The organism is Vreelandella sp. L-25, assembly GCF_056857535.1.
Genome location: NZ_JBSXNH010000034.1, coordinates 16,357 through 40,726, shown reverse-complemented (window position 1 = coordinate 40,726; position 24,370 = coordinate 16,357). Strand labels below are relative to the sequence as shown.

21 protein-coding genes are annotated in these 24,370 nt (G+C 59.0%); 17 read left to right on the top strand and 4 right to left on the bottom strand.

Translation table 11 applies throughout. The features are described 5' to 3' along the window. The first annotated feature begins 67 nt into the window (after positions 1-67). Both oadA and AC13CN_RS02650 read left to right on the top strand, forming a co-directional pair. The gene (gene oadA / locus AC13CN_RS02655) at positions 68-1,870 is read left to right on the top strand and encodes a sodium-extruding oxaloacetate decarboxylase subunit alpha (protein WP_172515474.1); all 1,803 of its coding nucleotides are present in this window, start codon (positions 68-70) and stop codon (positions 1,868-1,870) included. Between the two features lie 13 nt (positions 1,871-1,883). Further along, positions 1,884-3,206 carry a sodium ion-translocating decarboxylase subunit beta gene (locus AC13CN_RS02650; protein ID WP_044629999.1) on the top strand — a complete coding sequence of 441 codons (1,323 nt, stop codon included), beginning with the start codon at positions 1,884-1,886 and terminating at the stop codon, positions 3,204-3,206. Between the two features lie 75 nt (positions 3,207-3,281). Here AC13CN_RS02650 and AC13CN_RS02645 read toward each other — a convergent pair whose 3' ends face one another. Together AC13CN_RS02645 and AC13CN_RS02640 are read right to left on the bottom strand one after the other, a co-directional pair. After that, a complete protein-coding gene (locus tag AC13CN_RS02645; protein ID WP_044629998.1) occupies positions 3,282-3,899 on the bottom strand; it encodes an IMPACT family protein in 618 nt (205 codons plus the stop codon). A 27-nt stretch (positions 3,900-3,926) separates the two neighbouring features. Beyond that, positions 3,927-4,382: a LexA family protein gene (locus AC13CN_RS02640; RefSeq protein ID WP_228169011.1), complete on the bottom strand. Its 456-nt coding sequence runs from the start codon at positions 4,380-4,382 to the stop codon at positions 3,927-3,929. A 261-nt stretch (positions 4,383-4,643) separates the two neighbouring features. Here AC13CN_RS02640 and ccmA point away from each other — a divergent pair, with 261 nt between their 5' ends. The 13 genes from ccmA to AC13CN_RS02575 all read left to right on the top strand — a co-directional run bounded on the left by ccmA (position 4,644) and on the right by AC13CN_RS02575 (position 20,091). Then, the gene (ccmA, locus tag AC13CN_RS02635) at positions 4,644-5,264 is read left to right on the top strand and encodes a cytochrome c biogenesis heme-transporting ATPase CcmA (RefSeq protein ID WP_044629996.1); all 621 of its coding nucleotides are present in this window, start codon (positions 4,644-4,646) and stop codon (positions 5,262-5,264) included. A gap of 13 nt (positions 5,265-5,277) precedes the next feature. After that, a complete protein-coding gene (ccmB, locus tag AC13CN_RS02630) occupies positions 5,278-6,012 on the top strand; it encodes a heme exporter protein CcmB (protein ID WP_054641333.1) in 735 nt (244 codons plus the stop codon). 14 nt (positions 6,013-6,026) lie between these two features. Then, positions 6,027-6,767 (top strand): heme ABC transporter permease, encoded by a 741-nt coding sequence (locus AC13CN_RS02625; protein ID WP_062361588.1) that lies wholly within the window; start codon positions 6,027-6,029, stop codon positions 6,765-6,767. After that, positions 6,767-7,021 (top strand): heme exporter protein CcmD, encoded by a 255-nt coding sequence (ccmD, locus tag AC13CN_RS02620; RefSeq protein WP_044629993.1) that lies wholly within the window; start codon positions 6,767-6,769, stop codon positions 7,019-7,021. The genes AC13CN_RS02625 and ccmD overlap by 1 nt, the downstream gene beginning before the upstream one ends. Next, positions 7,011-7,520 carry a cytochrome c maturation protein CcmE gene (ccmE, locus tag AC13CN_RS02615; protein ID WP_044629992.1) on the top strand — a complete coding sequence of 170 codons (510 nt, stop codon included), beginning with the start codon at positions 7,011-7,013 and terminating at the stop codon, positions 7,518-7,520. The genes ccmD and ccmE overlap by 11 nt, the downstream gene beginning before the upstream one ends. 50 nt (positions 7,521-7,570) lie before the next feature. Beyond that, positions 7,571-9,577, top strand: a complete 2,007-nt coding sequence (locus AC13CN_RS02610) for a heme lyase CcmF/NrfE family subunit (RefSeq protein WP_058579616.1) — start codon at positions 7,571-7,573, stop codon at positions 9,575-9,577. Next, on the top strand, positions 9,574-10,101 hold the full coding sequence (locus AC13CN_RS02605) for a DsbE family thiol:disulfide interchange protein (RefSeq protein ID WP_058579615.1): 528 nt from the start codon (positions 9,574-9,576) through the stop codon (positions 10,099-10,101). The genes AC13CN_RS02610 and AC13CN_RS02605 overlap by 4 nt, the downstream gene beginning before the upstream one ends. Next, complete coding sequence (locus AC13CN_RS02600) at positions 10,092-10,562, top strand: cytochrome c-type biogenesis protein (protein WP_062361584.1); 471 nt, start codon at positions 10,092-10,094, stop codon at positions 10,560-10,562. Before AC13CN_RS02605 ends, AC13CN_RS02600 begins: the two co-directional genes overlap by 10 nt. After that, the gene (ccmI, locus tag AC13CN_RS02595) at positions 10,559-11,800 is read left to right on the top strand and encodes a c-type cytochrome biogenesis protein CcmI (protein WP_062361579.1); all 1,242 of its coding nucleotides are present in this window, start codon (positions 10,559-10,561) and stop codon (positions 11,798-11,800) included. The genes AC13CN_RS02600 and ccmI overlap by 4 nt, the downstream gene beginning before the upstream one ends. A gap of 33 nt (positions 11,801-11,833) precedes the next feature. Then, positions 11,834-15,334, top strand: coding sequence for a chromosome segregation protein SMC (smc, locus tag AC13CN_RS02590; protein ID WP_253557158.1), 3,501 nt, complete (start codon positions 11,834-11,836; stop codon positions 15,332-15,334). A 583-nt stretch (positions 15,335-15,917) separates the two neighbouring features. Further along, complete coding sequence (zipA, locus tag AC13CN_RS02585) at positions 15,918-17,696, top strand: cell division protein ZipA (protein ID WP_213262837.1); 1,779 nt, start codon at positions 15,918-15,920, stop codon at positions 17,694-17,696. Between the two features lie 89 nt (positions 17,697-17,785). Next, on the top strand, positions 17,786-19,822 hold the full coding sequence (gene ligA, locus AC13CN_RS02580) for an NAD-dependent DNA ligase LigA (protein WP_044629985.1): 2,037 nt from the start codon (positions 17,786-17,788) through the stop codon (positions 19,820-19,822). Next, positions 19,819-20,091 carry a YheU family protein gene (locus tag AC13CN_RS02575; RefSeq protein WP_054641334.1) on the top strand — a complete coding sequence of 91 codons (273 nt, stop codon included), beginning with the start codon at positions 19,819-19,821 and terminating at the stop codon, positions 20,089-20,091. The genes ligA and AC13CN_RS02575 overlap by 4 nt, the downstream gene beginning before the upstream one ends. Here the strand turns inward: AC13CN_RS02575 and mnmC are convergent. Together mnmC and AC13CN_RS02565 are read right to left on the bottom strand one after the other, a co-directional pair. Continuing rightward, on the bottom strand, positions 20,085-22,124 hold the full coding sequence (gene mnmC, locus AC13CN_RS02570) for a bifunctional tRNA (5-methylaminomethyl-2-thiouridine)(34)-methyltransferase MnmC2/FAD-dependent 5-carboxymethylaminomethyl-2-thiouridine(34) oxidoreductase MnmC1 (RefSeq protein WP_253557159.1): 2,040 nt from the start codon (positions 22,122-22,124) through the stop codon (positions 20,085-20,087). The two genes, AC13CN_RS02575 and mnmC, sit on opposite strands and share 7 nt — an antisense overlap. 157 nt (positions 22,125-22,281) lie before the next feature. Continuing rightward, the gene (locus AC13CN_RS02565) at positions 22,282-22,581 is read right to left on the bottom strand and encodes a YciI family protein (RefSeq protein WP_054641335.1); all 300 of its coding nucleotides are present in this window, start codon (positions 22,579-22,581) and stop codon (positions 22,282-22,284) included. 131 nt (positions 22,582-22,712) lie between these two features. On the opposite strand from AC13CN_RS02565, the gene AC13CN_RS02560 reads away from it, so the two are divergent. Further along, a complete protein-coding gene (locus tag AC13CN_RS02560) occupies positions 22,713-23,669 on the top strand; it encodes a PHP domain-containing protein (protein ID WP_058579621.1) in 957 nt (318 codons plus the stop codon). Between the two features lie 54 nt (positions 23,670-23,723). After that, complete coding sequence (locus tag AC13CN_RS02555) at positions 23,724-24,347, top strand: L-threonylcarbamoyladenylate synthase (RefSeq protein ID WP_058579610.1); 624 nt, start codon at positions 23,724-23,726, stop codon at positions 24,345-24,347. Positions 24,348-24,370 lie beyond the last annotated feature (23 nt).

The following is a 24,370-nucleotide window of genomic DNA, read 5'->3' as shown; positions in this document are numbered from 1 at the left end:
TTCGCCCTAATGGCTATTTTTTTGTTAAATTTACTACATCCATAACGCTAAACTGTGAGCCACGACCATGAACGAAATAAAACGTCCTCTGGGAATCACCGATGTTGTCCTGCGCGATGCGCACCAATCGTTGTTTGCTACGCGCCTGCGCCTAGATGACATGCTGCCCATCGCCGAAAAGCTGGATAAAGTCGGCTACTGGTCTCTGGAAACCTGGGGTGGAGCAACGTTTGATGCGTGTATCCGCTATTTAGGTGAAGACCCGTGGGAGCGTATTCGTGCCCTTAAAGAGGCGATGCCGAACACACCTCAGGCGATGTTGTTGCGCGGTCAGAACCTGCTGGGCTACCGCCACTATGCCGATGATGTCGTCGATAAGTTCGTCGAGCGTGCTAAAACCAACGGCGTTGATGTGTTCCGCGTGTTTGATGCCATGAACGACCCGCGCAATCTGGAACGCGCCATCAAAGCGGTTCGCCAAGTCGGCGGCCATGCACAGGGCACCATTTCCTACACGGTGAGCCCGGTACATACCCTGGATAGCTGGGTAGATCTTGCCAAAACCATTGCTGCAATGGGCGCAGATTCTCTGGCTATCAAGGATATGGCGGGGCTACTCACGCCGTATACCGCTTACGATTTGGTCTCACGGCTGAAAAAAGAGCTCTTCATTCCAGTGCATTTGCACTGCCATGCGACGACTGGCTTATCCACGTCGACCATCCTGAAAGCGGTCGAAGCGGGGATTGATAACGTCGATACGGCGATCTCCTCCATGTCGATGACCTATGGCCACAGCCCGACTGAATCCGTGGTTGCCATGCTCAAAGATACTGACCGCGACACTGGGCTAGACCTGGAGTTGCTGGAAGATATCGCCGGCTACTTCCGTGAAGTGCGCAAAAAGTACGCTTCTTTTGAAGGTTCGCTGCGCGGCATCGATTCGCGCATTCTGGTGGCCCAAGTTCCCGGCGGTATGCTCACCAATATGGAGAGCCAGCTAAAAGAGCAGGGCGCTGGCGACAAGCTGGATGACGTGCTGAGCGAAATCCCCCGCGTACGCGAAGACCTCGGCTTTATTCCGTTGGTGACGCCCACCTCACAGATTGTGGGCACTCAGGCAGTCATGAACGTCATGATGGGCGAGCGCTATAAGTCGATCTCTAAAGAAGTGCAGGCGCTGCTGAAGGGCGAATACGGCTCTGCCCCGGCTCCTTTCAATGCCGAATTGCAAAAGCGTGTACTGGAAGGCGGCGAGCCGATTACTTGCCGCCCGGCAGATAATCTCTCTCCAGAAATGGACAAGCTCGCGGCCGAGCTGAAAGAGAAAGCCAGCGCCGATAGCATTCGCCTTGCCGAGGGCGAGCGGGAAGTGGATGACGTGCTGACCTATGCGCTGTTCCCGCAGATTGGCCTGAAATTCCTCAAAAACCGCGACAATAAAGACGCCTTTGAGCCTGCGCCCGAAGCGCCTCAGGCAGCCGCCCCAGCTAAGGCAGAGGCTCCCGCAGCAGCACCTGCGCCTGCCGGTGGTCCGGAAACCTACACCGTGAAGCTCAACGGTAAGGCTTACGTGGTCGAGGTGTCGGAAGGTGGCGAGATTGGCGATATTCAGGAGCAGCCTGCTGCACAGTCTGAGGCTGCCGCCCCAGCGCCCAGCGGTGAAAGCATCGATGCGCCGCTGGCCGGTAACATCTTCAAGGTGAATGTACGCCCAGGCGACCAAGTGGCCGAAGGCGATGTGGTGATTATCCTGGAAGCCATGAAGATGGAAACCGAAGTGCGTGCCAGCAGTGCCGGTACGGTATCGAAAGTCAATGTCAGCGAAGGCGATAGCGTCGCTGTTGGCGATGCACTGATTGAGCTTTAAGGGCAACTCGGGAATGGATAAATTAATCACCTTATGGGAAGGCTCCGGGCTCTATAATCTGGAGCTGGGCCAAGCGGTTATGATCCTGGTAGGGCTTGGGTTGCTCTACCTGGCGATCTACAAGAAGTTTGAGCCCCTGCTGCTGGTGCCAATCGGGTTTGGCGGTATTCTTGCCAATATTCCTGAGGCAGGCTTGGCGATTTCAGCGCTGGATCAAGCGATTGAAGTCGCCAAGCCCGCCGTGCTGCAGCAAATGGCTACAGCGTTGGGCGCGACGCTAGATCCGCTGACTGGGGTAGAGGGTTGGCGCGAGACGCTGAAAGCGATTGCCCATGATTCGGCTGCGCCGGATCAGCTGCGCGCCGCGAAAGATATCGCAGTGAGCGTCGGCTACAGCGACGGCATGCTCTACAACTTCTATAAGGTCGCCATTGGCTCGGGCATTGCGCCGCTGCTGATCTTTATGGGCGTTGGGGCAATGACCGATTTCGGCCCGCTGCTGGCCAACCCGCGCACGCTGTTTCTGGGCGCGGCGGCACAGTTCGGCATTTTCGCTACGCTGTTCGGCGCCGTGCTGCTCACGTCCATGGGCATTATGGACTTCTCGCTCAATCAGGCGGCAGCGATTGGTATTATCGGCGGGGCAGATGGCCCGACCTCTATCTATGTGTCCAGCGTACTTGCGCCGGAGCTGCTGGGGGCGATTGCCGTGGCGGCCTATGCCTATATGGCGCTGGTACCGCTGATTCAGCCACCCATCATGCGTCTGCTGACCACTGAAAAAGAGCGCAAGATCACTATGACGCAACTGCGTCCGGTCTCCAAGCTCGAAAAAGTGGTTTTCCCGCTGATGCTATTGATCGCCGTGGCGCTGTTTCTACCGGACGCAGCACCTCTGCTAGGCATGTTCTGCTTTGGTAACCTGATGCGCGAGTGTGGTGTGGTCGAGCGCCTTTCCGATACCGCGCAAAACGCGCTGATCAATATCGTGACGATCATCCTCGGGCTCTCTGTGGGCTCGAAACTGATGGCCGATAGCTTCCTGGCGTTTGAAACCCTGGGTATTCTGGGGCTGGGGATCGTAGCCTTCGGCATCGGCACCGCCGCTGGCGTATTGATGGCCAAGCTGATGAACCTAGTCAGCAAAATGCCCATCAACCCGCTGATTGGCGCGGCGGGTGTGTCTGCCGTGCCGATGGCGGCGCGTGTGGCGAATAAGGTGGGTCTGGAAGCGAACCCGCATAACTTCCTGCTGATGCACGCCATGGGGCCGAACGTTGCTGGGGTCATTGGTTCGGCAGTGGCTGCCGGTGTGATGATCAAGTACCTGGGATAAGCGGCTAGTTAGACAGCACGTCTGCCGCTATAGAACGCGGCTTACCGAGCAAGCGCTCGTGTAAGCCGCGTTTTTTTATGTTCGCTGTAGCTCAATGGATGTTTTAAGGCGGTTTTCCAGTCCGCTGATATCCAGCTCGACATCGCGTGGCCAGCCAATGGTTAAGCTCACGCCGTTGCCATCGTACTCCGCCTGTTGCACGGGCAGTGCCTGCTCGTCGCACCAAGCGCGGGCTTGCGCTTCGTGGGCGAAGCTGACCTTTAATAAATAGCTATCCCGCTCGACGACTTCCCGGGTGGGCAGCGTTTCCAGCCCGGCATTGACCGCCTGCGCATAAGCGCGTGCCAAACCTCCGGTACCTAACTTGGTGCCGCCAAAGTAGCGAATCACCACGCAACCAATTTCGCCAATCTGGCTGCCCTGCAACGCCTGGAACATCGGACGGCCTGCGGTTCCGCCGGGCTCGCCGTCGTCGGAAAAGCCAATATGCGTTTGCTCTCCAGGAGGTCCGGCGATAAACGCAGTGCAGTGATGGCTGGCATTCGGGTGGGCAGCTTTGGCCGCTTGAAGCAGCGCGTCGAAGGCGTCGGTGGTAGGAGCGTGGCACACCCAGGCCAAGAACTGACTCTTTTCAACGTCAATCTCGGCGGTGTGCCATGTCTCAGGGGCTAAATCAGGGACTCGATAGCGCAAATAGTACTCTCAGCAGGGTGGATAACGTTAATGGTGCCGGGTTTCCGTTGCGTGGTGGGCTACGCCCATTACCATGCCCAGCACCTGGATATCACAATTATGCAGGAAGACTTCGGACATCGCTGCATCTTCGGGCCATAAATGAATGCCTAAACGGCTGATAGAGAGCTGCTTCAGCGCCACTTCCCGCTGGTTAATCGTTGCTACGACGGTTTCTTGATGAGCGTCGTGCTGGTGGCGATGAATGATGATGACATCGCCGTCGAAGAGGTTGCAGTCGCGCATGCGATCGCCGCGAATACGCAGGGCGTAGGTGTTGCGACGTGTGACGCGAGGGGGTGTGCACGCTTGGCGCGCATGTGATGAGGCGCTGCGAGACGCTAGTGGGGTAGGCGTCGATGGCGCTACCGGTTGAGACAGCGTCTGAGAGGGTACGTAAGAAGGTACGTGAGACGTTACCTGAGGGGATAGGCAAATCGTCATAGTGTGTTCTCCCATGCAGCGCCCGTTGCCAAGGCGTTTGATTGAGTCGATAGCTGTAGTTTTATTCTGTGGTGTCTATTTATACAGTTGTTACAGTATAAGCCTGTTTTTGCATACAGTGCTAGTGCTGTCTCACACCTGGGTTTCTTACGCGGAAATTGAGACAGGTCACGCTGCGACCCAAGACCGCAGAGCGTGACTGGCGAGAAAGGGCCTTTCCGTGTAGAGTTCGACCCAAAATCAACGTGCCTGGAGTGTCTTTTGAGCCTGTGCCTGCAAGCCCGACAATTGGCCTGTGAACGCGACGACCGTTGGCTGTTTGAAGGGCTCGATCTCGATATTCAAAGCGGCGAGATTGTGCGCATTGAAGGCCCCAACGGCAGCGGCAAGACGACCCTGCTGAAAATACTCTCCGGGCAATTAACCGATTACCGTGGCGAGCTTTACTGGAATGGCGAACCCATGCGCCAAGCCCGTGAACATTTTCTCGCCAATTTACTCTATTTAGGTCATGCCCCAGGCGTGAAAGCAGGCCTGTCACCGCTGGAAAATCTAGCTTGGTATCAGGCGCTTAGCGGAGAAAAGGGCAGCGAGCCTGCACGTGAGGCAGCGTTGGCTGCCGTTGGGTTGGCGGGGTTTGAAGATGTTCCTGCCGGCCAGCTTTCCGCCGGGCAGCAGCGGCGCGTGGCGCTGGCACGCCTGACCCTGACCCAGCGGGCGCTGTGGGTGCTCGACGAGCCTTTCACCGCGATTGATCGCCAAGGGGTGGCGGCGCTAGAGGCGCAGCTGGTGGCGCATGCGCAGTCTGGCGGCTGCGTTCTGGTCACTACTCACCACGCGTTGACCGAGTCACCTGTGCTTAGGCGCATTCAGCTGGGGTAAGAAGGAGACAGCGTTGCAACGTTCACACGCTCAACTGAGCACCCCAGAGGTGGCTATCCATGCTCCCCAGGGCGGTCTGCTGGTGGCCATAAAGGCAACCCTCAAACGCGACCTCACCCTGATGCTGCGCCGTCGTGGCGAAGTGCTCAATCCGCTGGTGTTCTTTGCCCTGGTGATTACCCTGTTTCCCATTGGTATTTCACCGGATCCAGAGCTGTTGGCAAGCATTGCGCCAGGGCTTTTATGGGTGGCCGCACTGCTCGCGGCACTGCTTTCGCTGGATAGCCTGTTTCGCAGCGACTACGACGATGGCAGCCTGGAACAACTATTACTGGCACCCCAGCCGCTGGCGGCGCTGGGGTTGGCAAAAGTGGCGGTACATTGGTTGCTGACGGGGCTGCCGCTGGCACTGATGGCACCGCTGCTGGGCATCATGCTGTCGCTTCCAGCGGGAAGCTACGCCGTGCTAGCGCTGTCGTTGGCACTCGGTACGGCCAGCTTGAGCTTAATTGGGGCGATCGGAGCGGCGCTAACAGTAGGGCTGGCCCGTGGCGGTGTGCTGCTCTCGCTGCTGGTGCTGCCGCTCTATATACCAGTACTAATTTTCGGCGCAGGTGCCGTACAAGCCGCTATTTTTGGCGAGGGCATTGCCGCGCATCTGGCGATTTTAGGCGCACTGTTAGCGCTGGCGCTGATGTTGGCTCCCTGGGCCATTGCGGCATCGCTGCGCATCAGCATTAACGGTTAGAGGACGGGAACACCATGTGGGCCTTTATCAACAAACTAAGATCACCCAAGTGGTTCTATGCCATTAGCGCCAAGCTGCAGCCACTTTTTTGGGTGGCGGCGACGCTACTGCTGCTGGTAGGCACCGTCTGGGGGTTGGCCTTTGCGCCTGTGGACTATCAACAGGGCAATAGTTTTCGCATCATTTATGTCCACGTACCCGCCGCATTCCTAGCCCAATCCATCTTTGTCTCCATGGCGGTCTCCGGGCTGGTATTCATGGTCTGGAAGATCAAAGTGGCGGATATGGTCGCCACCGTGATGGCCCCGCTGGGTGCCGCGATGACCTTCGTAGCGCTTTTTTCGGGCGCAGTATGGGGCGTGCCCACCTGGGGAACCTGGTGGATGTGGGATGCACGGCTTACCTCCATGCTGATTCTGCTGTTTCTCTACCTGGGCGTAATTGCCTTGCGCGGTGCGTTTAGCAGCCGCGATAGCGGCTCCCGTGCCGCGTCTGTGCTAGCGATGGTTGGCGTGATCAATATTCCGATTATTAAGTACTCAGTGGATTGGTGGTACACCCTTCACCAGCCCGCCACCTTTACGATTACCGGCCGCGCTGCCATGACCATGGATATGTGGGCGCCGCTGCTCATCATGGTGTTGGGCTTTTACAGTTTTTTCATTGCGCTCACGCTGATGCGCACGCGTAGCGAAATTCTGCGTCGTGAAGCCAACAAGCGCTGGGTGCGCGAGCTTGCCGAGGAGACGAACTAATGGCCTTTTCCTCGCTAAACGAATTTTTTGCCATGGGCGGTCACGCGGTTTACGTGTGGGCTGCCTGGGGAGTCACTGCGCTGTTGATGCTAGTGATTGTGTGGCACGCACGTCAGGAACGCCGCCAGCTACTCAACGTGGTAAAGCGCCGGGCGCGTCGTGAAAATGCCCAGCGCAACGCTCAGCCATCGCACGCGCAGCCCCTGCAAGAGCCAGTTAACTCTGCTCAGAAGGACGTTCACCATGACGCCTAAACGTAAACAGAAGCTGTTTGTTATCTTAGGGCTATTGTCGCTCACCGCCATTGCGGTGGGGCTCACCCTGTATGCGCTGCGCGCCAATATCAATCTGTTTTTCAGCCCGGTACAAATTGCCCAAGGCGATGCCCCTATGGAGCGCCAAATTCGCGCGGGTGGCATGGTCAAAGAGGGCTCTGTGTCCCGCGACCCGGAAAGCCTGGATGTGGAGTTCGTGGTAACTGACTACGTGGATGATCTAGAGGTCTACTACAGCGGTATTCTGCCGGACCTATTCCGTGAAGGGCAGGGCGTGGTGGTGGTCGGCGAACTGCAGGCCGATGGCCGCCTCTACGCCGATAAAGTACTGGCGCGCCACGATGAAAACTACATGCCGCCCGAAGTGGCGCAGGCGCTGGAAGAAGCAGGCTACTCCCCGGCCGACTTTCAAGCGAAAGCTGCCGAAGTGGGCAAGCGCCTAGAGCAGGAAGGCTCCCCAGAAGGAAGCGACTATTAACGACTGCACGCACGCTGTGCGATAAAGCCTGATGCTAATTCGGAGCACCCATGTTGATTAAGATCATTCCTGAAATCGGCCACTTTGCCCTGGTTATCGCGCTACTCATGGCGGTGGTTCAGGCGGTGATGCCGCTTGCCGGGGCTGCCACGCGTCGCCCGCTGTGGATGGCCTATGGTCGTCCCATGGCCATCGGCCAATTCCTGTTTGTGACCATTGCCTACCTCTGCTTGACCGCCAGCTACATGCTGGACGATTTCAGCGTGGCTAATGTCGCTAACAACTCCAACTCTCTGCTGCCCTGGTACTACAAATTCAGCGCCGTGTGGGGTAACCATGAAGGCTCGGTGCTGCTATGGAGCTTGATGCTGGCGGGTTGGGGATTCGCGGCATCGGTCTTCTCGGGCGACTTGCCCCGCGACATGGTGGCCAGGGTGCAGGGCATCATGGGCATGGTGTGTGTGGGCTTCTTGCTCTTCATTCTCATGACCTCCAACCCCTTTGAACGCCTGCTGCCCAACATGCCGCAGGATGGCGCGGACCTGAATCCGCTGTTGCAGGATTTTGGCCTAGTGGTTCACCCGCCGATGCTCTACATGGGTTATGTGGGCTTTTCGGTGGTGTTTGCTTTCGCGATTGCCGCCCTGCTGGGCGGGCGCTTAGACGCCGCTTGGACCCGCTGGGCGCGCCCCTGGACCAACGTGGCCTGGGCGTTTCTCACCGTCGGGATCGCACTCGGCAGCTGGTGGGCCTACTACGAGCTTGGCTGGGGCGGCTGGTGGTTCTGGGACCCGGTGGAGAACGCTTCGCTATTGCCCTGGCTAACGGGCACGGCACTGGTTCACTCGCTGGCGGTGACCGAAAAACGTGGCTCGTTCAAGAGCTGGACGGTGCTGCTGGCGATCTCGACGTTCTCGCTGTCGCTGATGGGCACCTTCTTGGTGCGCTCGGGCGTACTGACCTCGGTCCATGCCTTTGCCAATGACCCCACCCGTGGCTTCTTCATTTTGATGCTGCTGGCGATTACCGTCACGCTATCGCTGCTAGTGTTTGCCCTGCGTGCGCCGCGGGTGAGCCATAAGGTCGGTTTTAACTGGCTCTCGCGGGATTCGCTGCTGCTGATCAACAACATCATTTTGGTCATCATGACCGTCACGGTGCTCTTGGGCACGGTGTACCCGCTGATTCTGGATTCTCTGGGGTTGGGTAAAATCAGCGTAGGCCCGCCTTACTTCAATGCGCTGTTCGTACCGCTCACCGTGGTGATGTGTGTCTTCATGGGCTTGGGGCCGGTGGCGCGTTGGAAAAGCATGAGTGGTCGTGAGCTGTGGCGTAAGCTAGGTCTCGCGGCGGCAGCTGCCATTGTGCTGGGTGTAGCCATGCCGTTGGTCTACGGCGGCGAATGGAATTTGTGGGTGTCATTGGGAATCGTGTCGGCGCTATGGATCGTGCTGCCCATGGTGCGCGACCTGTTCGACAAGACCCGTCACGCCAGCTCGTTTGTCGCCGGGCTGCGCAAGCTCTCGCTCTCTTATTGGGGAATGGTGCTGGGCCACGTGGGCATTGCGGTGACCATCGTGGGCGTTGCCGTCGTTTCGAACTACAACATCGAACGCAACGTGCGCATGTCGCCGGGCACCACCGTGGAAGTGGCGGGCTATCAGTTCACCATGACGGAACTCACCAACCGACGTGGCCCCAACTTCCTGGCCGATACTTCGATCATTCAGGTACAGCGCGGGGACGAGGGACGCAGCTTCGTGATGCGCCCCGAGAAGCGCCTTTACCTCGCCACCGGCATGCCCATGACCCAAGTTGCGCTGCGCCCTGGTTTGTTCCGCGACCTCTATGTGGCCATGGGTGAAGACCTGGGCGACGGCAGCTATGCCATGCGCGTCCAGTACAAGCCGTTTGTGCGCTGGCTGTGGTTAGGCGGCCTGCTCATGGCCTTCGGCGGCATCTTGGCCGTAGCGGATAAGCGCTACCGCCGCGCAGCCGCGCGCCAACCTGCATCCTCACGTATTGATCAATCTCCGTCACAGGAGGCCACGGTATGACACGCCGCCTGCTGTTGCTTCTTTTACCCATCGGTTTTGTGGGCATCGCGCTGTTTCTCTATCAAGGGCTGGGGCGCGACCCTTCACAGCGAGACTCAGCGCTGATGGCGCGGGATTTTCCTGCGTTCGAAGCCTCCACGTTGCGGGATGCCAACCGTCAGGTGGATCAATCGCTGCTGACAGGGGAGGTCACGCTCGTCAACGTATGGGGCGAATGGTGTCCCGCCTGCAAGCAGGAAATGCCGCAGCTGTTAGAACTCGCTGATAACGGCATCCGTATGGTGGGCATCAACTACCGAGATACCCGCGAGAAAGGCTTAGAGTTTTTAAGCGAGTTTGGCGACCCCTTTGAAGTGAATGTTTTCGACCCTGAAGGCAGCCTGGGCTTCGATCTTGGCGTCTACGGCGCACCGGAAACGTTCTTGGTGGATGCCGATGGAGTGATTCGCTACCACCATAAAGGCTACGTGTCACCTGAAGACGTTCGCGAGCGCATCCTGCCGGAGGTGGAAAAATGGCGTTAATGCGTTGGGTGTTCGCTGCTGTTCTGCTAACGCTGGCAGGCAGCGTTGTCGCGGCAGGCATTGAACTCCGCGAGTTCGACGACCCGGTGATGGAGCAGCGCTACCGTGATCTGACCTCCTCCATGCGCTGCCCGCTATGCGAAAACCAGGCGATCGATGACTCGGACGCGCCGATCTCTGGTGATATGCGCGAGCGGGTCTATCAGCTGCTTCAAGACGGTCAGTCGGATATCGAAATCATCAACCACATGGTGCAGCGCTTTGGGGAGTACATCCTCTACAACCCGCGCCTGGAAAACCGCACCTACCTGCTGTGGGGGCTACCCATTGGGTTGGTGGTGCTAGGCATGCTGGTCGTCGTGCTGATGGTACGCGCCCGCCGCAATGCATCTGCGAAAGCGTTGAGCGCAGAAGAACGCGCCCGCTTGGATGCCCTGATTAACCGCGAGAGGTCTTCATGACACCGCTCTGGATAGCGATTGCCTTACTGTTACTGCCCGCGCTGTGGCTATTAGTTGCCCCCATGCGCGGTGCCCGCGTTCTGCGCGACCAGCTAGATCACTTTGAAGCCAACGATACGTCTGCCGAGCAGAACGTGGCGATTTTCCAGCGGCGCATGGCGTCCCTGGAAGCGGCACGCGAGCGTGGCGACATCGACGACGCTCGTTTTAATGAAGATCGCCTAGAGCTAGAGCGCAGCCTGCTGGAAGACACTGCCACTCAGGCCAAGCGGCCGCTGAAAGCTGCGAGCGCTGGACGGCTGGTGGTGCCGCTGGTCATGGTAGCGGTGGTGGGTGCCAGTACGTTTTGGTATCAGCAAAACGGTGCCGAAGGAGACCTGACGCTCTACGCGATTCAAGAAGAGATCAGAAACGACCCGGAAGGCTCGTTGATGATGTTCCTGGAGCGCATGGAAGCCGAAGCCGAGCGCCAGCCTAACAACCCCAACGTGTGGAGCTCGCTGTTTCCACTCTACCGGGATACTGGTCAGCCTGACAAAGCAGTCGATGCGCTGGAGCGCTTGATCGCCATCGAAGGGCGCATTCCGCCGCTGCTCGCTCAGTTGGCGCAGCTCCGCTTCTTCATGGCCGAGCGGGAGTTAACGCCCGAGGTACAGGCGCTGGTCGATGAAACGCTTGAACTAGACCCCCGTCAGCCCACCGTGTTGGGGCTTCTGGGCATTCACGCCTTCGATAACGGTGATTATGAAACGGCCGTCGACCGTTGGCGCCGTGCCGTTGCCAATATTTCAGACCCAGAGACGGCTGCTTCCCTGCGTGATGGTATCCGTGTGGCCCAAGAGCGCATGGGTGTCGCACCGGAGCCATCTGCCGCCGCTCAGGGCCAAGGCGTGCGGGTGAGCGTCTCGCTGGATGAGGCGCTGGCAGACCGTGTCAGCGACGATGCGACGGTGTTCATTACCGCACGGGACATCGACGGCGAGCTGCCGCCGCTGGCAGTGATCCGCGCACAGGTTGCCGATCTGCCGATGACCGTGGTGCTGGACGATACCGCCGCCATGTCGCCGCAAGCGCAAATCTCCCAGGTGCGTGAAGCACGCTTGGTGGTGCGTGTCTCAGAATCTGGGCAGGCCACGCCGCAGCCGGGCGACCTGTTTGGCGATTTGGAGAGCGTCAGCGTAGGTGCTATCAGCGAAGACGATGCGGCCAATGTCGTTATTAACCGTGTTTTTGAATAAAACCCACGAAAGCAACTTCTGCCAAGGGTCGCAATGCGCTTAACCTCTATTCGTCTCGTTGGGTTCAAGTCCTTTGTCGATCCGGTCACCGTGCCCTTCGATGGCAACATGACGGCCATCGTTGGGCCCAACGGCTGCGGTAAATCCAATATTATCGACGCCGTGCGCTGGGTGATGGGGGAGTCCTCCGCCAAAACCCTGCGCGGCGAATCCATGGCCGACGTTATCTTCAACGGCTCTACCGGGCGTAAGCCGGTAGGGCAGGCCTCTATCGAGCTGAAGTTCGATAACCGCGATGGCGGCATGGGCGGTTTATACGCCCAGTACTCAGAAATTGCCGTCAAACGCCTGGTGACCCGGGATGGCCAGTCCAACTACTTCTTCAACGGCCAGAAGTGCCGCCGCCGGGATATCGCCGACCTGTTCATGGGGACCGGCCTAGGCCCGCGCTCCTACGCCATTATCGGCCAGGGGATGATCTCGCGGCTGATCGAAGCGCGCCCGGATGACCTTCGCGCCACCCTCGAAGAAGCCGCGGGGATTTCCAAGTACAAAGAGCGCCGTCGGGAAACCGAAAACCGCATGCGGCGCACCCAGGAGAACCTGGAGCGCCTGGACGATATTCGCGAAGAGCTGGATAAACAGCTCGAACGCCTCAAGCGCCAAGCGGAAGCCGCCAAGCGTTACCAAGAGCTCAAACAGCAAGAGTATCGCTTAAAAGGCGAGTTGGCGCTGCTGCGCGGCCGAACCCTGCGGGCCGAACAGTCTCACCAAGAGAGCCGTGTCCGCGAGCTGGAAATTGCCGTCGAAAAAGACGTGTTTGGCGTGCGTCAGTGCGAAACCCGCCTGGAGCAGGCCCGCGAACAGCACGACGAGCTGGCCGACGTGTTGGACCGCCACCAGCAGCAGTTTTATGAAACCACCACGCGCATTGCCCGCTTAGAGCAGGACCAGGCCCACCGCCGCAGCCGCGAAGCGCAGTTGGCCAATGACATTGCCACCGCCCGACGGGATCTCGACGAGCAGCGCCAGGTCAGCGAGGGCGACCAGGAGCGGCTCGCGGTGATCGATGAGCGCTTTGAGGAGCTGCTGCCCGAGCATGAAGTGCTGGAAGAGCAGCTCGAAATGCTCGATCAGACCCTGGCCGACGCAACGCCAGCGCTGGAAGCCGCCGAACAGCAGTGGGCCGACGCCGAAAACCGCTGGCGCGAGGCCAGCCGCGATGCCGACCGTAGCCAAGACCAACTGCGCGACTTAGAGCAACGTATTGCCCGCCTGCAGGCAGAAGGGCAGCGCCGCCGCCAGCAGCGCGGCGAGCTGGCCGACATGACCGCGCTACAAAACGAGCACGCCGAATACCAAGCCCGCCTGGAAGAAGCCGACCAACGTGCCGACGCCTTCCAAGTGGAGCGTGAGCAGTGGCAGCAGCGCTACAGCGATGCCAAAAGCGCCTACCAGCAAGCGGTAACCTGCCGCGACGAGCAGCGCGCTGCGCTGAGCCAGCAGCAGGGTGAACTTGCCTCGCTGCAGGCGCTGATGGATGCCGCTCTGGCCGATCACGACCCTCAGCTAAGCGAAACGCTGGCCGCTCATGGCCTCGCCGATGCACCCCGCTTGGGTGAAGCCATTTCGGTCAGCCAAGGCTGGGAGCGGGTTATTTCCTGGCTACTCGCCCCTTGGTTAAACGCCCGACTGGTAGCTGCCCATCAGCTAAACGCGCTGCCCGAAGCGCTGGCGACGGAGTGGTGCTTGATTGATCAAGCGCCGCCTTCCACAGCCACGGCGGGCCCAGGCAATCGCCTCAGCGATTTGGTGAAAGGCGCAGGCGCGCTAACAGAGTGGTTAGCAAGTATTCACTATGTGGATACCGCCGAGGCTGCCGAGGCGCTGCTGGCTAGGCTTGCCCCTGGTGAGAGTGTGGTCAGCCAAGACGGCGTATGGCGCGGTCGCGGTTGGCTGCACCAGCAGTCGAACGGCGAGGGTGTCGATGCGCTATTGGTGACGCGTCGCCGCTATGAGGAGCTGGCCGCAGAGCGTGAGCGGGCGGAAGAGGCGCTGGCACTCTTAGATGAACAGTGCGAAGCCGCCAACGAGACGATTGAAACGTTAGAACTGACCCGTGAGCAGCAGGCGGAGCAGGAGCGTGACCATGCGGCCACCCGCCAACAACTAGCGGTGCAAGAGCAGCGGCTTGCCCAACGCCTTGAGCATCTCTCCAGTCGCGCCACGGAGCTGGACGACGAACTGGCCCAGCTGCAAGAAGATGAGGCGGAGTTAACGCTTACTTTAGAAGAGCAGCGCGCTCGTTGGCACACGGCCATGGAGCAACTGGAAACCGCCGCAGAAGCCCGCGAAACCAGCGCCGAACAGCGCCACCGCCAGCGTGAGCAGCGTGAGCAGCTCAATCAACAGCATGCCCCGCTCAAAGCGCGTCAGCAGGCGCTGGCCCTGGAGCGTGAGCGCTTAAAAGCCGAGCGCGACAGCCTGCGCGCGCAGCAGTCCCGCTCAAGCGATACCGAAGAGCGCCTCTCACTGCGTATTGCCGAGCTGGAAGAGTCCCGTGAAATGCTGGTCGAGCCCGACGAGCTGGCCGCTGAGGAGCTCGAAGAGCTGCTCCACCAGCGCGAACAGCAGGAACGACGGCTCAATGAAACGCGCCAACAGGCCCAGGCGCTGGCCGAGCAGCTGCGCAACGATGAGTTAGCCCGCCAGCAGCACGAGCGCAATCTTGAACAGAGTCGCGAACAGCTCCAGCAGCGCCGCATGGACGTGCAGGCACTAGCGCTCAAAGCAGCGACCCAGGATGAGCAGTTAGCAGAACTAGGCCACGATGCCGATGCGCTCGCCAGCACGCTGCCCAGCGATGCCAGCGAACCTGCGTGGCAAGAGCGTTTGGAAAGTACCTCGGAAAAAATCCGCCGCCTGGGGGCGATCAACCTTGCGGCCATCGAGGAGTACGATCAGCAGGCCGAGCGGCGTAATTACCTAGAAGCCCAGCATGCCGAGCTCACCGAAGCACTGGAAACGCTGGAGCGGGCGATCAAGCGGATCGATCAAGAAACCCGCGTCCGTTTCCGGGAGACGTTCGATCAGGTCAATAACGGTCTGCAAACGCTCTTTCCCCGTGTGTTTGGCGGTGGGGCGGCGTGGCTGACGCTGACCGGTGATGACCTGTTGGAAACCGGCGTGGCCATCATGGCCCGCCCGCCGGGTAAGAAGAACAGCACGATTCATCTGCTATCCGGTGGGGAAAAAGCCCTAACTGCGCTGTCGCTGGTCTTTGCCATTTTCCAGCTCAACCCGGCCCCGTTCTGTATGCTGGATGAGGTCGACGCTCCGCTGGATGACGCCAACGTTGGCCGCTACGCCAAGCTGGTGAAAGAGATGTCCGAAAGCGTGCAGTTCATCTATATCACCCACAACAAGATTGCCATGGAAGCCGCCGAGCGCCTGATGGGGGTCACCATGCAAGAGCCCGGCGTTTCACGTTTGGTTTCCGTGGGTATCGATGAGGCCGCTGAGTTGGTCGAATAGTGCGTGTGGCTCATGGCTGCGCCGTGTTGCGACTTCCCTAGAGTTTCCTTATTTGCCAAGGCGTGCCTGTCACCTGGGTGCGCCAGCGCAAGCGGATAGTAACGCCATGCCCACGAAATGCTTTGATAACAGCAAGTTGTTGAAAAAACGTGGTGTTGGCGGTGGGGTCGTCGCGGCCGTATAGGCTTAAGTCCCGCTTATCGCTTGCGAATCATTACCTGTTGTTAAAGCGCAATGCGTTCATAAGAAACTAGCGATAGTGAAAAACATTCACTAGCATAACGTTTAAATAGGGTGAACTGAGTGGGTAGCGGCCTCACACGGCACTCCGCGTTTGGCCACCCGTATCAGAGATGGAATGACGCGGAAAGGGCACTTTTGATGGTTGATAAGGTCGAAAAAATCGCCTAAAAAGCTCCCTTAGCGGCTCAAACGTGTGAAAATCAGCAAAAATTGGCTCTTTTCGTAGCAACCGCGCTATGCTTGGTGCTAAATATCGATTTATAAGAAGGTTCCCATATTCTGGCGCAGTGCCGCTCACTGTGCCCTAGTAACCGGTTAGATGACCCATGGAATGCTCGACATGGAATTAAGAGAGTGGTTAATCATTCTAGGACTGGCACTGGTTTCGCTAATCGTTGTCGACGGTGTGCGTAGGCTCCAGCGTCAGCGTCGTGTGCCCCGGCTAGACCAAGCGGTAAAAGATTTGCCTACCGCGAAGTTGGAAGAGTTAGACGACGAGGCGAAAGAAGCCGAGATCAATTGGGAGCTGCCAAACGGCGGTGCTCGGGTGGTCAAGCCCGCCGATTACAGTGGGCTGGGGCAAAAACCCAAGTTAGAGCGCCAAGAGCATCCAGGGCCTTCTAGGGTGCTGTCTGATTTCCGTCGCTCGGTTACCAAACCCTCAGGAAAGCCAAAACCTGCAGCAGCGAAATCTAACAAGGCGGAGCCGGCTGTCCAGGCAGCTACTGCTAATGTGTCAGCAACAGCTGATGCGTCTGCTGAAACCAGAAACGAAATGCGCGAACCGCCACGCCGTGAGCCAAGTGTCTTTACAGCTCGTGAAGAGGCCCCGAAAGCAGAGACCCCCCAGCCAGCGACCCCGGAGTCGTCCATGAGTGCCATGGAAGACGAAGCCCCCCAGTCTCAGCAAACAGGTACAGCACCTGCGTCGTTCTCCGCCACTGATGAAGCACCTAGCGAACAGCCGAACACCGCTGAGCTAAACGCCTCTCATACACCAGAGCTCCATGCTGAGCTGGAAAGCAACCAAGCTCCTGAAGAGCCAGCGGCCGTTGAGCCAGATATTACTCCTGAGCCCGAGCCGGTGCTTCGCGCCGAGCCTGAAGATGCGGTATTTGCCAAGCACGCTTCCGACGCACCCAAGCGCCGCCAGTTGCGCGCCGACACGGTGGGCGATCACGAGTTAGATGACGACGAAATTGATGAGTACCGACTGGTCGACTTTGAAGGCATTGGCCGTTCCTTCAAGCGGCGTATTATTGAGCGCCGTAAAGAGAAGGCCATTAAAAAAGCTGAAAAAGCCAAGCGTGCTGAAGCTTTAGCCAAACAGAAAGCCGAACGCAAAGCGCTGGCAGCCGAGCAGCGCCGTGAAGCGAGGCAGGCCGCTGAAGCGGAAAAAGCGCGTATCGCTCAAGAAAAAGCTCAAGCTCGCGAAGCCGCTGCTGCTAATGAAGCTGCCGCCCAGCGCGACGCCGTGCAGCAGGCGCATGCCGAGTCTGAATTAGAGCGCTACGCAAACAGCGCTAGCCGCTATGAAGATCACTACCAGAGCGTTGATGACGAGTACGATGACGCTTATGCAGCCCAAGGCGTTGTGCGCGCGCACCCTACGTTGGAAAAAGCTCTGCGTCATGACGTGAACGGCGAGCACGCCAAAGAGACGCTTGCCAATGCTGACGAGTTGGTAGTCATTAGCGTGCTGTCGCGTGATCCCGAAGGTTTTGATGGCGACAAGTTGCTTGAACTAATGATGGCCTGTGGGTTGCGCTATTGCCGCGCGATGGGCGTCTTCAATCGCTTTGAAACGGAAAGCCCCAATAGCGAGCTGCAGTTCTCGATGGTGAACGTGCTCAAACCCGGCACTTTCCCCATCGAAGAGATGGATGAGTTTGTAACGCCTGGGATCACTTTCTTAATGCCCCTGCCCGGCGCGGTGGATAGCTCGGCTGCTTTTGAAGCAATGGTCGAAACGGCCATGGTGGTGGTACGCCACATGGGCGGCGAGCTTAAAGATGAAAACCGCAGCGTGATGACGGCGCAAACCATCGAGTTTGCCCGGCAGCGTGTTCATGAATTTGAGCGTCGCCACCGCCTGCACCGCCATATGCAGGCTCGCTAAACGCCGCGTTGTGCGAACACCCGCCTTCCTCAAGAAGGCGGGTGTTTTTGTTACTAATTACCTGTTTTATTTGTCTTCGGAACCTCTGAATGAGTCAGCCTGACCCCACCCTGCTGGAAGAGATCAGCCAACTACGCGCTGATCTGGATGACGCCAACTACCGCTACTACGTGCTAGACGAGCCAACGTTAACCGACGCTGACTACGACCGTAAGTTGCAGCGCTTAAAGCAGTTAGAGGGCGAGCACCCCGAGTTGATTTCCCCCGACTCGCCCACTCAGCGAGTCGGCGCCGCTCCGGCAGAGGGCTTTCCCGAGGTTGCCCATGCCATTCCGATGCTCTCGCTGGATAATGCCTTTAGTCGTGACGATATTGTGGCCTTTGCCGAACGCGTGGCGGAACGCTTGGAGTGTCAGTCGGAAGAGATTGAGTTTAGCTGCGAGCCGAAGCTGGATGGCGCGGCGGTATCGCTGGTGTATGAGCAGGGCGTGTTGGTCAGCGGTGCGACCCGTGGGGATGGTCGCACGGGGGAAGGCATTACCTCTAACCTGCGTACCTTGCGCTCGGTGCCGCTTAAGCTCATGGGCAAAAACGTGCCTGAGTTGGTCGAAGTGCGCGGCGAAGTGATTATGCGCCACTCCGGCTTTGAAGCGCTCAACGAGCGTGCCAGAGAAGAGGGCAGCAAAGTATTTGCCAACCCGCGCAACGCTGCGGCTGGCAGCCTGCGTCAGCTCGACCCGCGCATTACGGCGACCCGCCCGTTGGAGTTCCACGCCTACCAAGCAGCACGCTTGGAGCCAGACTTGGGCGATGCCACCCACAGTGCGCTGATGGCACGGCTGTCCACTCTGGGCTTTCGCACTAGTGCAGAGTTAACCACGATGTACGGCCCCGACGCGGTAGCCGACTACTGCGAGCAGCTAGGCGCTAAACGCGACCAGCTTGGCTATGACATTGATGGTGTGGTGATTAAGGTCAACGACCTGCGCCACCAGCGAGAGCTGGGTTTTGTTGCCCGTGCCCCGCGTTGGGCGGTGGCGTTTAAATTCCCTGCCCAAGAAGAAGTCACGACCCTCAACGATGTGGAGTTTCAGGTAGGTCGCACCGGGGCGATTACGCCGGTGGCGCGCCTTGCGCCGGTCACCGTTGCGGGAGTGACGGTCTCTAACGCCACGCTGCATAACGCCGATGAAATTACTCGCTTGGGCGTGATGATTGGCGATACGGTAGCCATTCGCCGCGCAGGGGATGTGATTCCACAAGTGGTGCGAGTGGATGAAGAGAAGCGCCCGGCGGATGCCCGTGTGATTACCTTCCCCGACCACTGCCCCGTGTGCGGCTCGGATATCGAGCGCCTGGAAGGCGAGGCGGTGGCACGCTGCTCTGGTGGGCTTTACTGCGCTGCCCAGCGTAAAGAGGCGCTGAAGCACTTTGCCAGCCGTAAAGCGCTGGATATCGACGGCCTGGGCGAGAAGCTGATTGAACAGTTGGTGGATCAGGAGTGGGTGAAAACGCCTGCCGATCTCTTCCATCTCAGCGTGGAGCAGTTAAAGAGCCTGCCGCGTATGGGCGAAAAATCCGCCACCAACTTGGTTAACGCCCTGGAAAAGGCCAAGCAGACCACGCTGGCGCGGTTTATCTACGCGCTGGGCATTCGTGAGGTGGGCGAAGCCACGGCTGCTAACGTCGCCAACCATTTCGGCACGCTGCAAGCGCTGCAAGACGCCGATCAAGCGGCGCTGGAAGCGGTGAATGACGTAGGCCCCATTGTTGCCAAGCATATCCACACGTTTTTTCGCCAGCCCCATAACCTGGAAACACTCCAAGCGCTGATTGAGGCGGGCATTACTTGGCAAGAGTCAGAAGTCACCCAAGGCCCCACGCCGCTAGAGGGCCAAACCTGGGTGCTGACCGGTGCCATGGAGAGCATGACCCGTGACGAAGGCAAGGCGCGGCTTCAGGCGCTGGGGGCCAAGGTGGCGGGCAGCGTCTCTAAAAAAACGACTTGCCTAGTGGCGGGCGAAGCTGCAGGCAGTAAGCTCACCAAAGCCGAGCAGTTGGGGGTTGAAGTGATCGACGAAGCCACCTTTATTGAGCGTTTAGCCGCTTGGGAGCAAAGCGAATGAGCCGATTTATCGAAGTGCCCGCGCGGATGCTGCCGTCAGAAACCTTAACCGCGCTGCTGGAAGCGTTTGTTACTCGACAAGGCTACGACACCACCGATACCGGCGAAGGCATGAGCGGCTGGGTCGCTGAGCTTAAGCAGCAGCTTGACCGACACGAGCTGATCATTGCCCACGACCTAGAGCTGGAAATGACCGAAGTGATGACCCTCGCCCAGTGGCGCTCCTTTGGGCGAGAGTTAGCAGATGATGAAGAAGAGGGCGATTACTGAGCCCGCACCAGCGCGCTAATGATGCGCCGCCCTGGGTGAAGGTGGTCAGCCAATGGCTGCTCGATGGGAAGCGGCTCATCGCAAATGCGCGATGCGATAACCTCCGCGCACAGCGGCGCGCTGGCCAGCCCTCGGGAACCGTGGGCGGTGGAGATCCACAGCCCTGGATGGTGCTCGCCATTAACAGGCGGCACTTTCGAGGCATCTTTACGCAGCACTGCGTAATCCCGCTGCCACGCGGCTGTGTGGGGCACCGGCCCGGCGTAAGGGGTTTTATCGGGGCTGGCGGCTCGCACTGCAGCCCGGCCTTCCAGCGCTTCTGGGCTTAACGTAACGCCAGCTGCCTCTAGCGCGGCGACCCACTCTGGCAGCGCTTGGCGTAGCTCATCAATATTGCGCTGGTGCTCTTCCTCGACCACTTGCGTTGTGGCGTTATTGGGCACAAAGCTGGCGCCAAAGGTCAGTACGTTATCCATCGGTGGTGATACATAGCCTCCCGCACATACCACTTTAGTGGGCACCTTCGTACCTGCTGGCAGCGTTAGCTCGCTGACCTGGCCGCGCACCTGCTGCAACGGCAGCTCGGCGGTTTGAGCAAACTGGTTAGCCAGGGATGCTGTAGCCACGACCACATGATCAGCCTGCAGCGTTTCGCCGCTGGCCAGCGTGACCTGCCACTGCGCCGTTTGGGAGGCTTGCTGGGCTTGCTGTAGCTCGCTGACGTCGCCCTGCCGTAGGGTGATATTGGCGTGCTGCAACAACTGTTCGCAGAGCTTTTTGGGCTGAACCCAGCCCGCCTGGGGATAAAATAGCCCGTGGGCTGCAGAGACCGGTACTTCCGCCAGCTCGCTTAGCGCATTGGTCTGTGCAGACACCACCGATTCTGGCAGCGGATGATTGGCCAGAAAACGCTGCTGGCGGTTAGCCTCTTTATCGCTTAGCGCGAGCTGTAACACGCCACAAGGCTGCCAGAGCGGCGGCTCCTGTGGAAAAGCGGCGGCCAGTTGGCCCAGCCAGCGCTGGCTGTATAGCAGCCCTGCTAGGTAAACACGGCTTTGGGGGTTGGTTTCTACTGCCAGCTTCACATAGAGCGCCCCTTGACGATTGCCGGAGCCGCCCGCGCCAGGGGCGTCACGCTCAACCACCGTGACTTGCTTGCCGCGCTTAGCCAGCGCTGCCGCTACGCTGCTGCCCGCTATGCCCGCGCCAATCACTACCACGTGGTTGGCATCGCGGTGGGCGGGGGGCGTGAACCAGGGCGCCGCGTTGCGCCGCGTATCTGTGGGCGGTGCTTCTATACCGCCCGCTAGCATCTCCCGCTTACGGCCAAACCCAGGCACTTTTTTCCAGTGAAACCCCGCCGCTTTCAGCCCGCGCTTGACGATGCCCGCACAGGTAAAGGTGGCAAAGGTGGCGCCAGGGCGGGAACGGGCCGCCATGGCTTCAAACAGTTCCGGCTGCCACATATCCGGGTTTTTAGAGGGGGCAAAGCCATCTAAAAACCAAGCATCCACTTGGCCCTCCAGCAGGTTCAGCCGCTCGGTGGTGTCGCCAAAGTGCAGGTCGAGGGTGACGCGCTCGCTTAGGTGCAAACGGTGGATGCCGCTTACCGCCTCTGGCCATAGTTCGCACAGCACTTGTGAATAACTGGCCAGCGACGGCCAGGCGCTTAGGGCGCGGGTAAGCGCTTCCCGGTCGAGGGGAAATTTTTCTGTGGATAACAGATGCAGCCGTGCGCCTTTTGGGGCGTGCTGCTCAAAGCAGGCCCAGGCGCACAGTATATTTAGCCCGGTGCCAAAGCCTGTCTCGCCAATCACAAAGGCCCGTGCTTCCTGCCAAGCCGCAAACCGCTCGGGAAGTCGGTTGGCCCCTAAAAAAACGTGCTCGGTTTCTGCACGCCCATCCTCACGGGAAAAATAGACGTCGTCGAAGGCGTCTGAATGGGGAGAAGTGTCGTTCCACGTCAGCTGTGGGGCGGTTAACGCCTCAAGTGGAGGTAGAGCACTAGGGGGTTGAGCAGGGCGTTGAGTCACGCGGGCATCCGTGGTGGCGATAATTGGTTAAAAAATGATCAATTTGTTAATCGGGGCGCTATCTCTGGCTTATAGAAAAGCGTCCGCCGAGTTTTCACAGAGTTTTCCACAGGCTCTGTGAAAAAGCGGGCGGACCCTCCACGCTCGCCCCTATTGGTCAAGGCAAAACTTTTTTGAACGGCTTAACAATTACCTTGGCATAGACCCCAGCGATGATGTATGGATCGGCATCTGCCCAGGCTTGGGCGTCCTCTAAACTATCGAATTCCGCCACCACTAAGCTGCCGCTAAAGCCCGCATTGCCGGGGTTGTCGGAATCAATGGCGGGGTGCGGGCCGGCCAGAATAAGCCGCCCCTCATCGCGCAGTGCTTCAAGCCGCGCTAAGTGGTCGGGGCGGGCTGCTAAGCGGCGCTCTAAGCTGTTGGCAACATCTTCACTGATAATGGCGTAAAGCATGGGGATAACTCCTTGAAGGCAGGGGTAACGTATCGGCCATAGCATTGACCGCACTCCGGTTAGCGCGCACCATGGCGAGCTTGTTCGTGTTCAACACGCCTATTCTAAACTCGCCACACGGCGTCATGCTAATGCCACTACTTCCTAACGCTCTTGCCTCCGTACTGCCTACCGCATTCGATGCCGACCAGCGCTACTCGGTTGACCTGCACATGCACTCAACCGCTTCTGATGGGGCGCTTTCCCCGACGGATCTGGTAACCCTATGCGCTGGGCGTGGGCTTACTCACATGGCGCTCACCGACCATGACACTATGGAAGGGGTGGAAGAAGCGAGCCGCGCCGCCCAGCAGGCAGGGCTTTGCCTGGTGCCGGGATGTGAGTTATCCACCCGCTGGCAGGGAATTAATATTCACGTGGTAGCGCTAATGCCCGGCGGGCTGCAGGGGCCGATGATAGAGGGGCTTGAGCAGCAGCGGGAAGCGCGTATCAAGCGCGCTGAAGTGATCGCCGAGCGTTTAGAAAAAATGGGCTTACCCAACGCGCTGGAAAAAGCCCGCGCCCAGGCAGGCAGCGACCGCCCGCTGGGGCGGCCTGATTTTGCCCGAGCGTTGGTAGCAGAAGGTGTGGTGGCCGATTGGGCTGGCGCGTTTAAGCGCTACCTGGGCAGCGGCAAAAAAGGCGATGTTAAAGCCCATTGGCCGGAAATCAGCGAAGCAGTGGGCTGGGTCGTGGCCTCTGGCGGTGTGGCCGTGCTGGCCCATCCGCTGCGCTACGGGCTTACCCGGCGCAAGCGCGGCCTATTGATGGATACCTTTATGGAAGCCGGTGGTCAAGGCGTAGAGCTTGTTAGCGGCCAGCAAAACCCAGACGCCACCCGTGATTTGGCGCGCCAGCTGGTAGAGCGGGAGCTATACGCCTCGCTGGGCAGTGATTTCCACTTTCCTGGCAGCTATGCCGCGCCTGGCAGCATGAGCTCGGTGCCCCGTACCGCCGCGCCGCCTATTTGGCAGCACCCCCGTTTAGCCCACCTGCGCGATGCCCCGAGCGGTATGTTGGGTGCTAAGCCGCTGAATCAGCTAAGCTAAAAGTGATATCGCTAAAAACCTTAGCTAATAGATGCCTACAGGCAGGAGTAAGCGATGAGCCAATATTTTCAGATTCATCCGGAAAACCCGCAAAAGCGGCTGATTGACCAAGCCACCGAGATTATTCGTAAGGGTGGAGTAGTCGCTTACCCAACGGACTCAGGCTACGCGCTGGGCTGCCATTTAGGCGAAAAAAAGGCCATCGAGAAGATCAAATGGCTGCGCTCGCTGGATGACAAGCATAACTTTACTCTGGTGTGCTCGGATCTTTCCGAAATAGGCACTTACGCTAAAGTGGATAACGCCGTGTTCAGGCTGCTGAAGGCTCACACGCCCGGCCCCTACACCTACATTCTGGATGCCACTACCGAAGTGCCGCGCTTGCTGCTGCACCCTAAGCGCCGCTCAATTGGTGTGCGGGTGCCCGATCACCGCATCACCCACGCGCTGCTAGAGGCGCTGGGTGAGCCGCTAATGAGCGTGACGCTGATTCCGGTAGGCGAAGCGCTGCCGATGAGCGACCCCGAGGAGATTCGTGAGCGCTTTGGTGCCCATCTGGATTTGATTATTGATGGCGGTGCCTGCCACCTTGACCCAACGAGCGTGATTGATCTTCGTGAACTGCCGCCCAAAATCGTGCGGGAAGGGCGTGGCGATATAACGCCGTTTCAAGAGTAGCGGTCACTGAGCACTATTAAAAC

Excerpts from the sequence above, each read along its gene's own strand:
- AC13CN_RS02605 (WP_058579615.1), top strand. The coding sequence starts at position 9,574 with ATGACACGCCGCCTGCTGTTGCTTCTTTTACCCATCGGTTTTGTGGGC.
- AC13CN_RS02560 (WP_058579621.1), top strand. The coding sequence starts at position 22,713 with ATGCCACTACTTCCTAACGCTCTTGCCTCCGTACTGCCTACCGCATTC.
- AC13CN_RS02650 (WP_044629999.1), top strand. The coding sequence starts at position 1,884 with ATGGATAAATTAATCACCTTATGGGAAGGCTCCGGGCTCTATAATCTG.
- ccmD (WP_044629993.1), top strand. The coding sequence starts at position 6,767 with ATGGCCTTTTCCTCGCTAAACGAATTTTTTGCCATGGGCGGTCACGCG.
- AC13CN_RS02555 (WP_058579610.1), top strand. The coding sequence starts at position 23,724 with ATGAGCCAATATTTTCAGATTCATCCGGAAAACCCGCAAAAGCGGCTG.
- AC13CN_RS02600 (WP_062361584.1), top strand. The coding sequence starts at position 10,092 with ATGGCGTTAATGCGTTGGGTGTTCGCTGCTGTTCTGCTAACGCTGGCA.
- zipA (WP_213262837.1), top strand. The coding sequence starts at position 15,918 with ATGGAATTAAGAGAGTGGTTAATCATTCTAGGACTGGCACTGGTTTCG.
- AC13CN_RS02565 (WP_054641335.1), bottom strand. The coding sequence starts at position 22,581 with ATGCTTTACGCCATTATCAGTGAAGATGTTGCCAACAGCTTAGAGCGC.
- AC13CN_RS02625 (WP_062361588.1), top strand. The coding sequence starts at position 6,027 with ATGTGGGCCTTTATCAACAAACTAAGATCACCCAAGTGGTTCTATGCC.
- oadA (WP_172515474.1), top strand. The coding sequence starts at position 68 with ATGAACGAAATAAAACGTCCTCTGGGAATCACCGATGTTGTCCTGCGC.
- smc (WP_253557158.1), top strand. The coding sequence starts at position 11,834 with ATGCGCTTAACCTCTATTCGTCTCGTTGGGTTCAAGTCCTTTGTCGAT.
- AC13CN_RS02575 (WP_054641334.1), top strand. The coding sequence starts at position 19,819 with ATGAGCCGATTTATCGAAGTGCCCGCGCGGATGCTGCCGTCAGAAACC.
- AC13CN_RS02610 (WP_058579616.1), top strand. The coding sequence starts at position 7,571 with ATGTTGATTAAGATCATTCCTGAAATCGGCCACTTTGCCCTGGTTATC.
- AC13CN_RS02640 (WP_228169011.1), bottom strand. The coding sequence starts at position 4,382 with ATGACGATTTGCCTATCCCCTCAGGTAACGTCTCACGTACCTTCTTAC.
- ccmI (WP_062361579.1), top strand. The coding sequence starts at position 10,559 with ATGACACCGCTCTGGATAGCGATTGCCTTACTGTTACTGCCCGCGCTG.
- ligA (WP_044629985.1), top strand. The coding sequence starts at position 17,786 with ATGAGTCAGCCTGACCCCACCCTGCTGGAAGAGATCAGCCAACTACGC.
- ccmE (WP_044629992.1), top strand. The coding sequence starts at position 7,011 with ATGACGCCTAAACGTAAACAGAAGCTGTTTGTTATCTTAGGGCTATTG.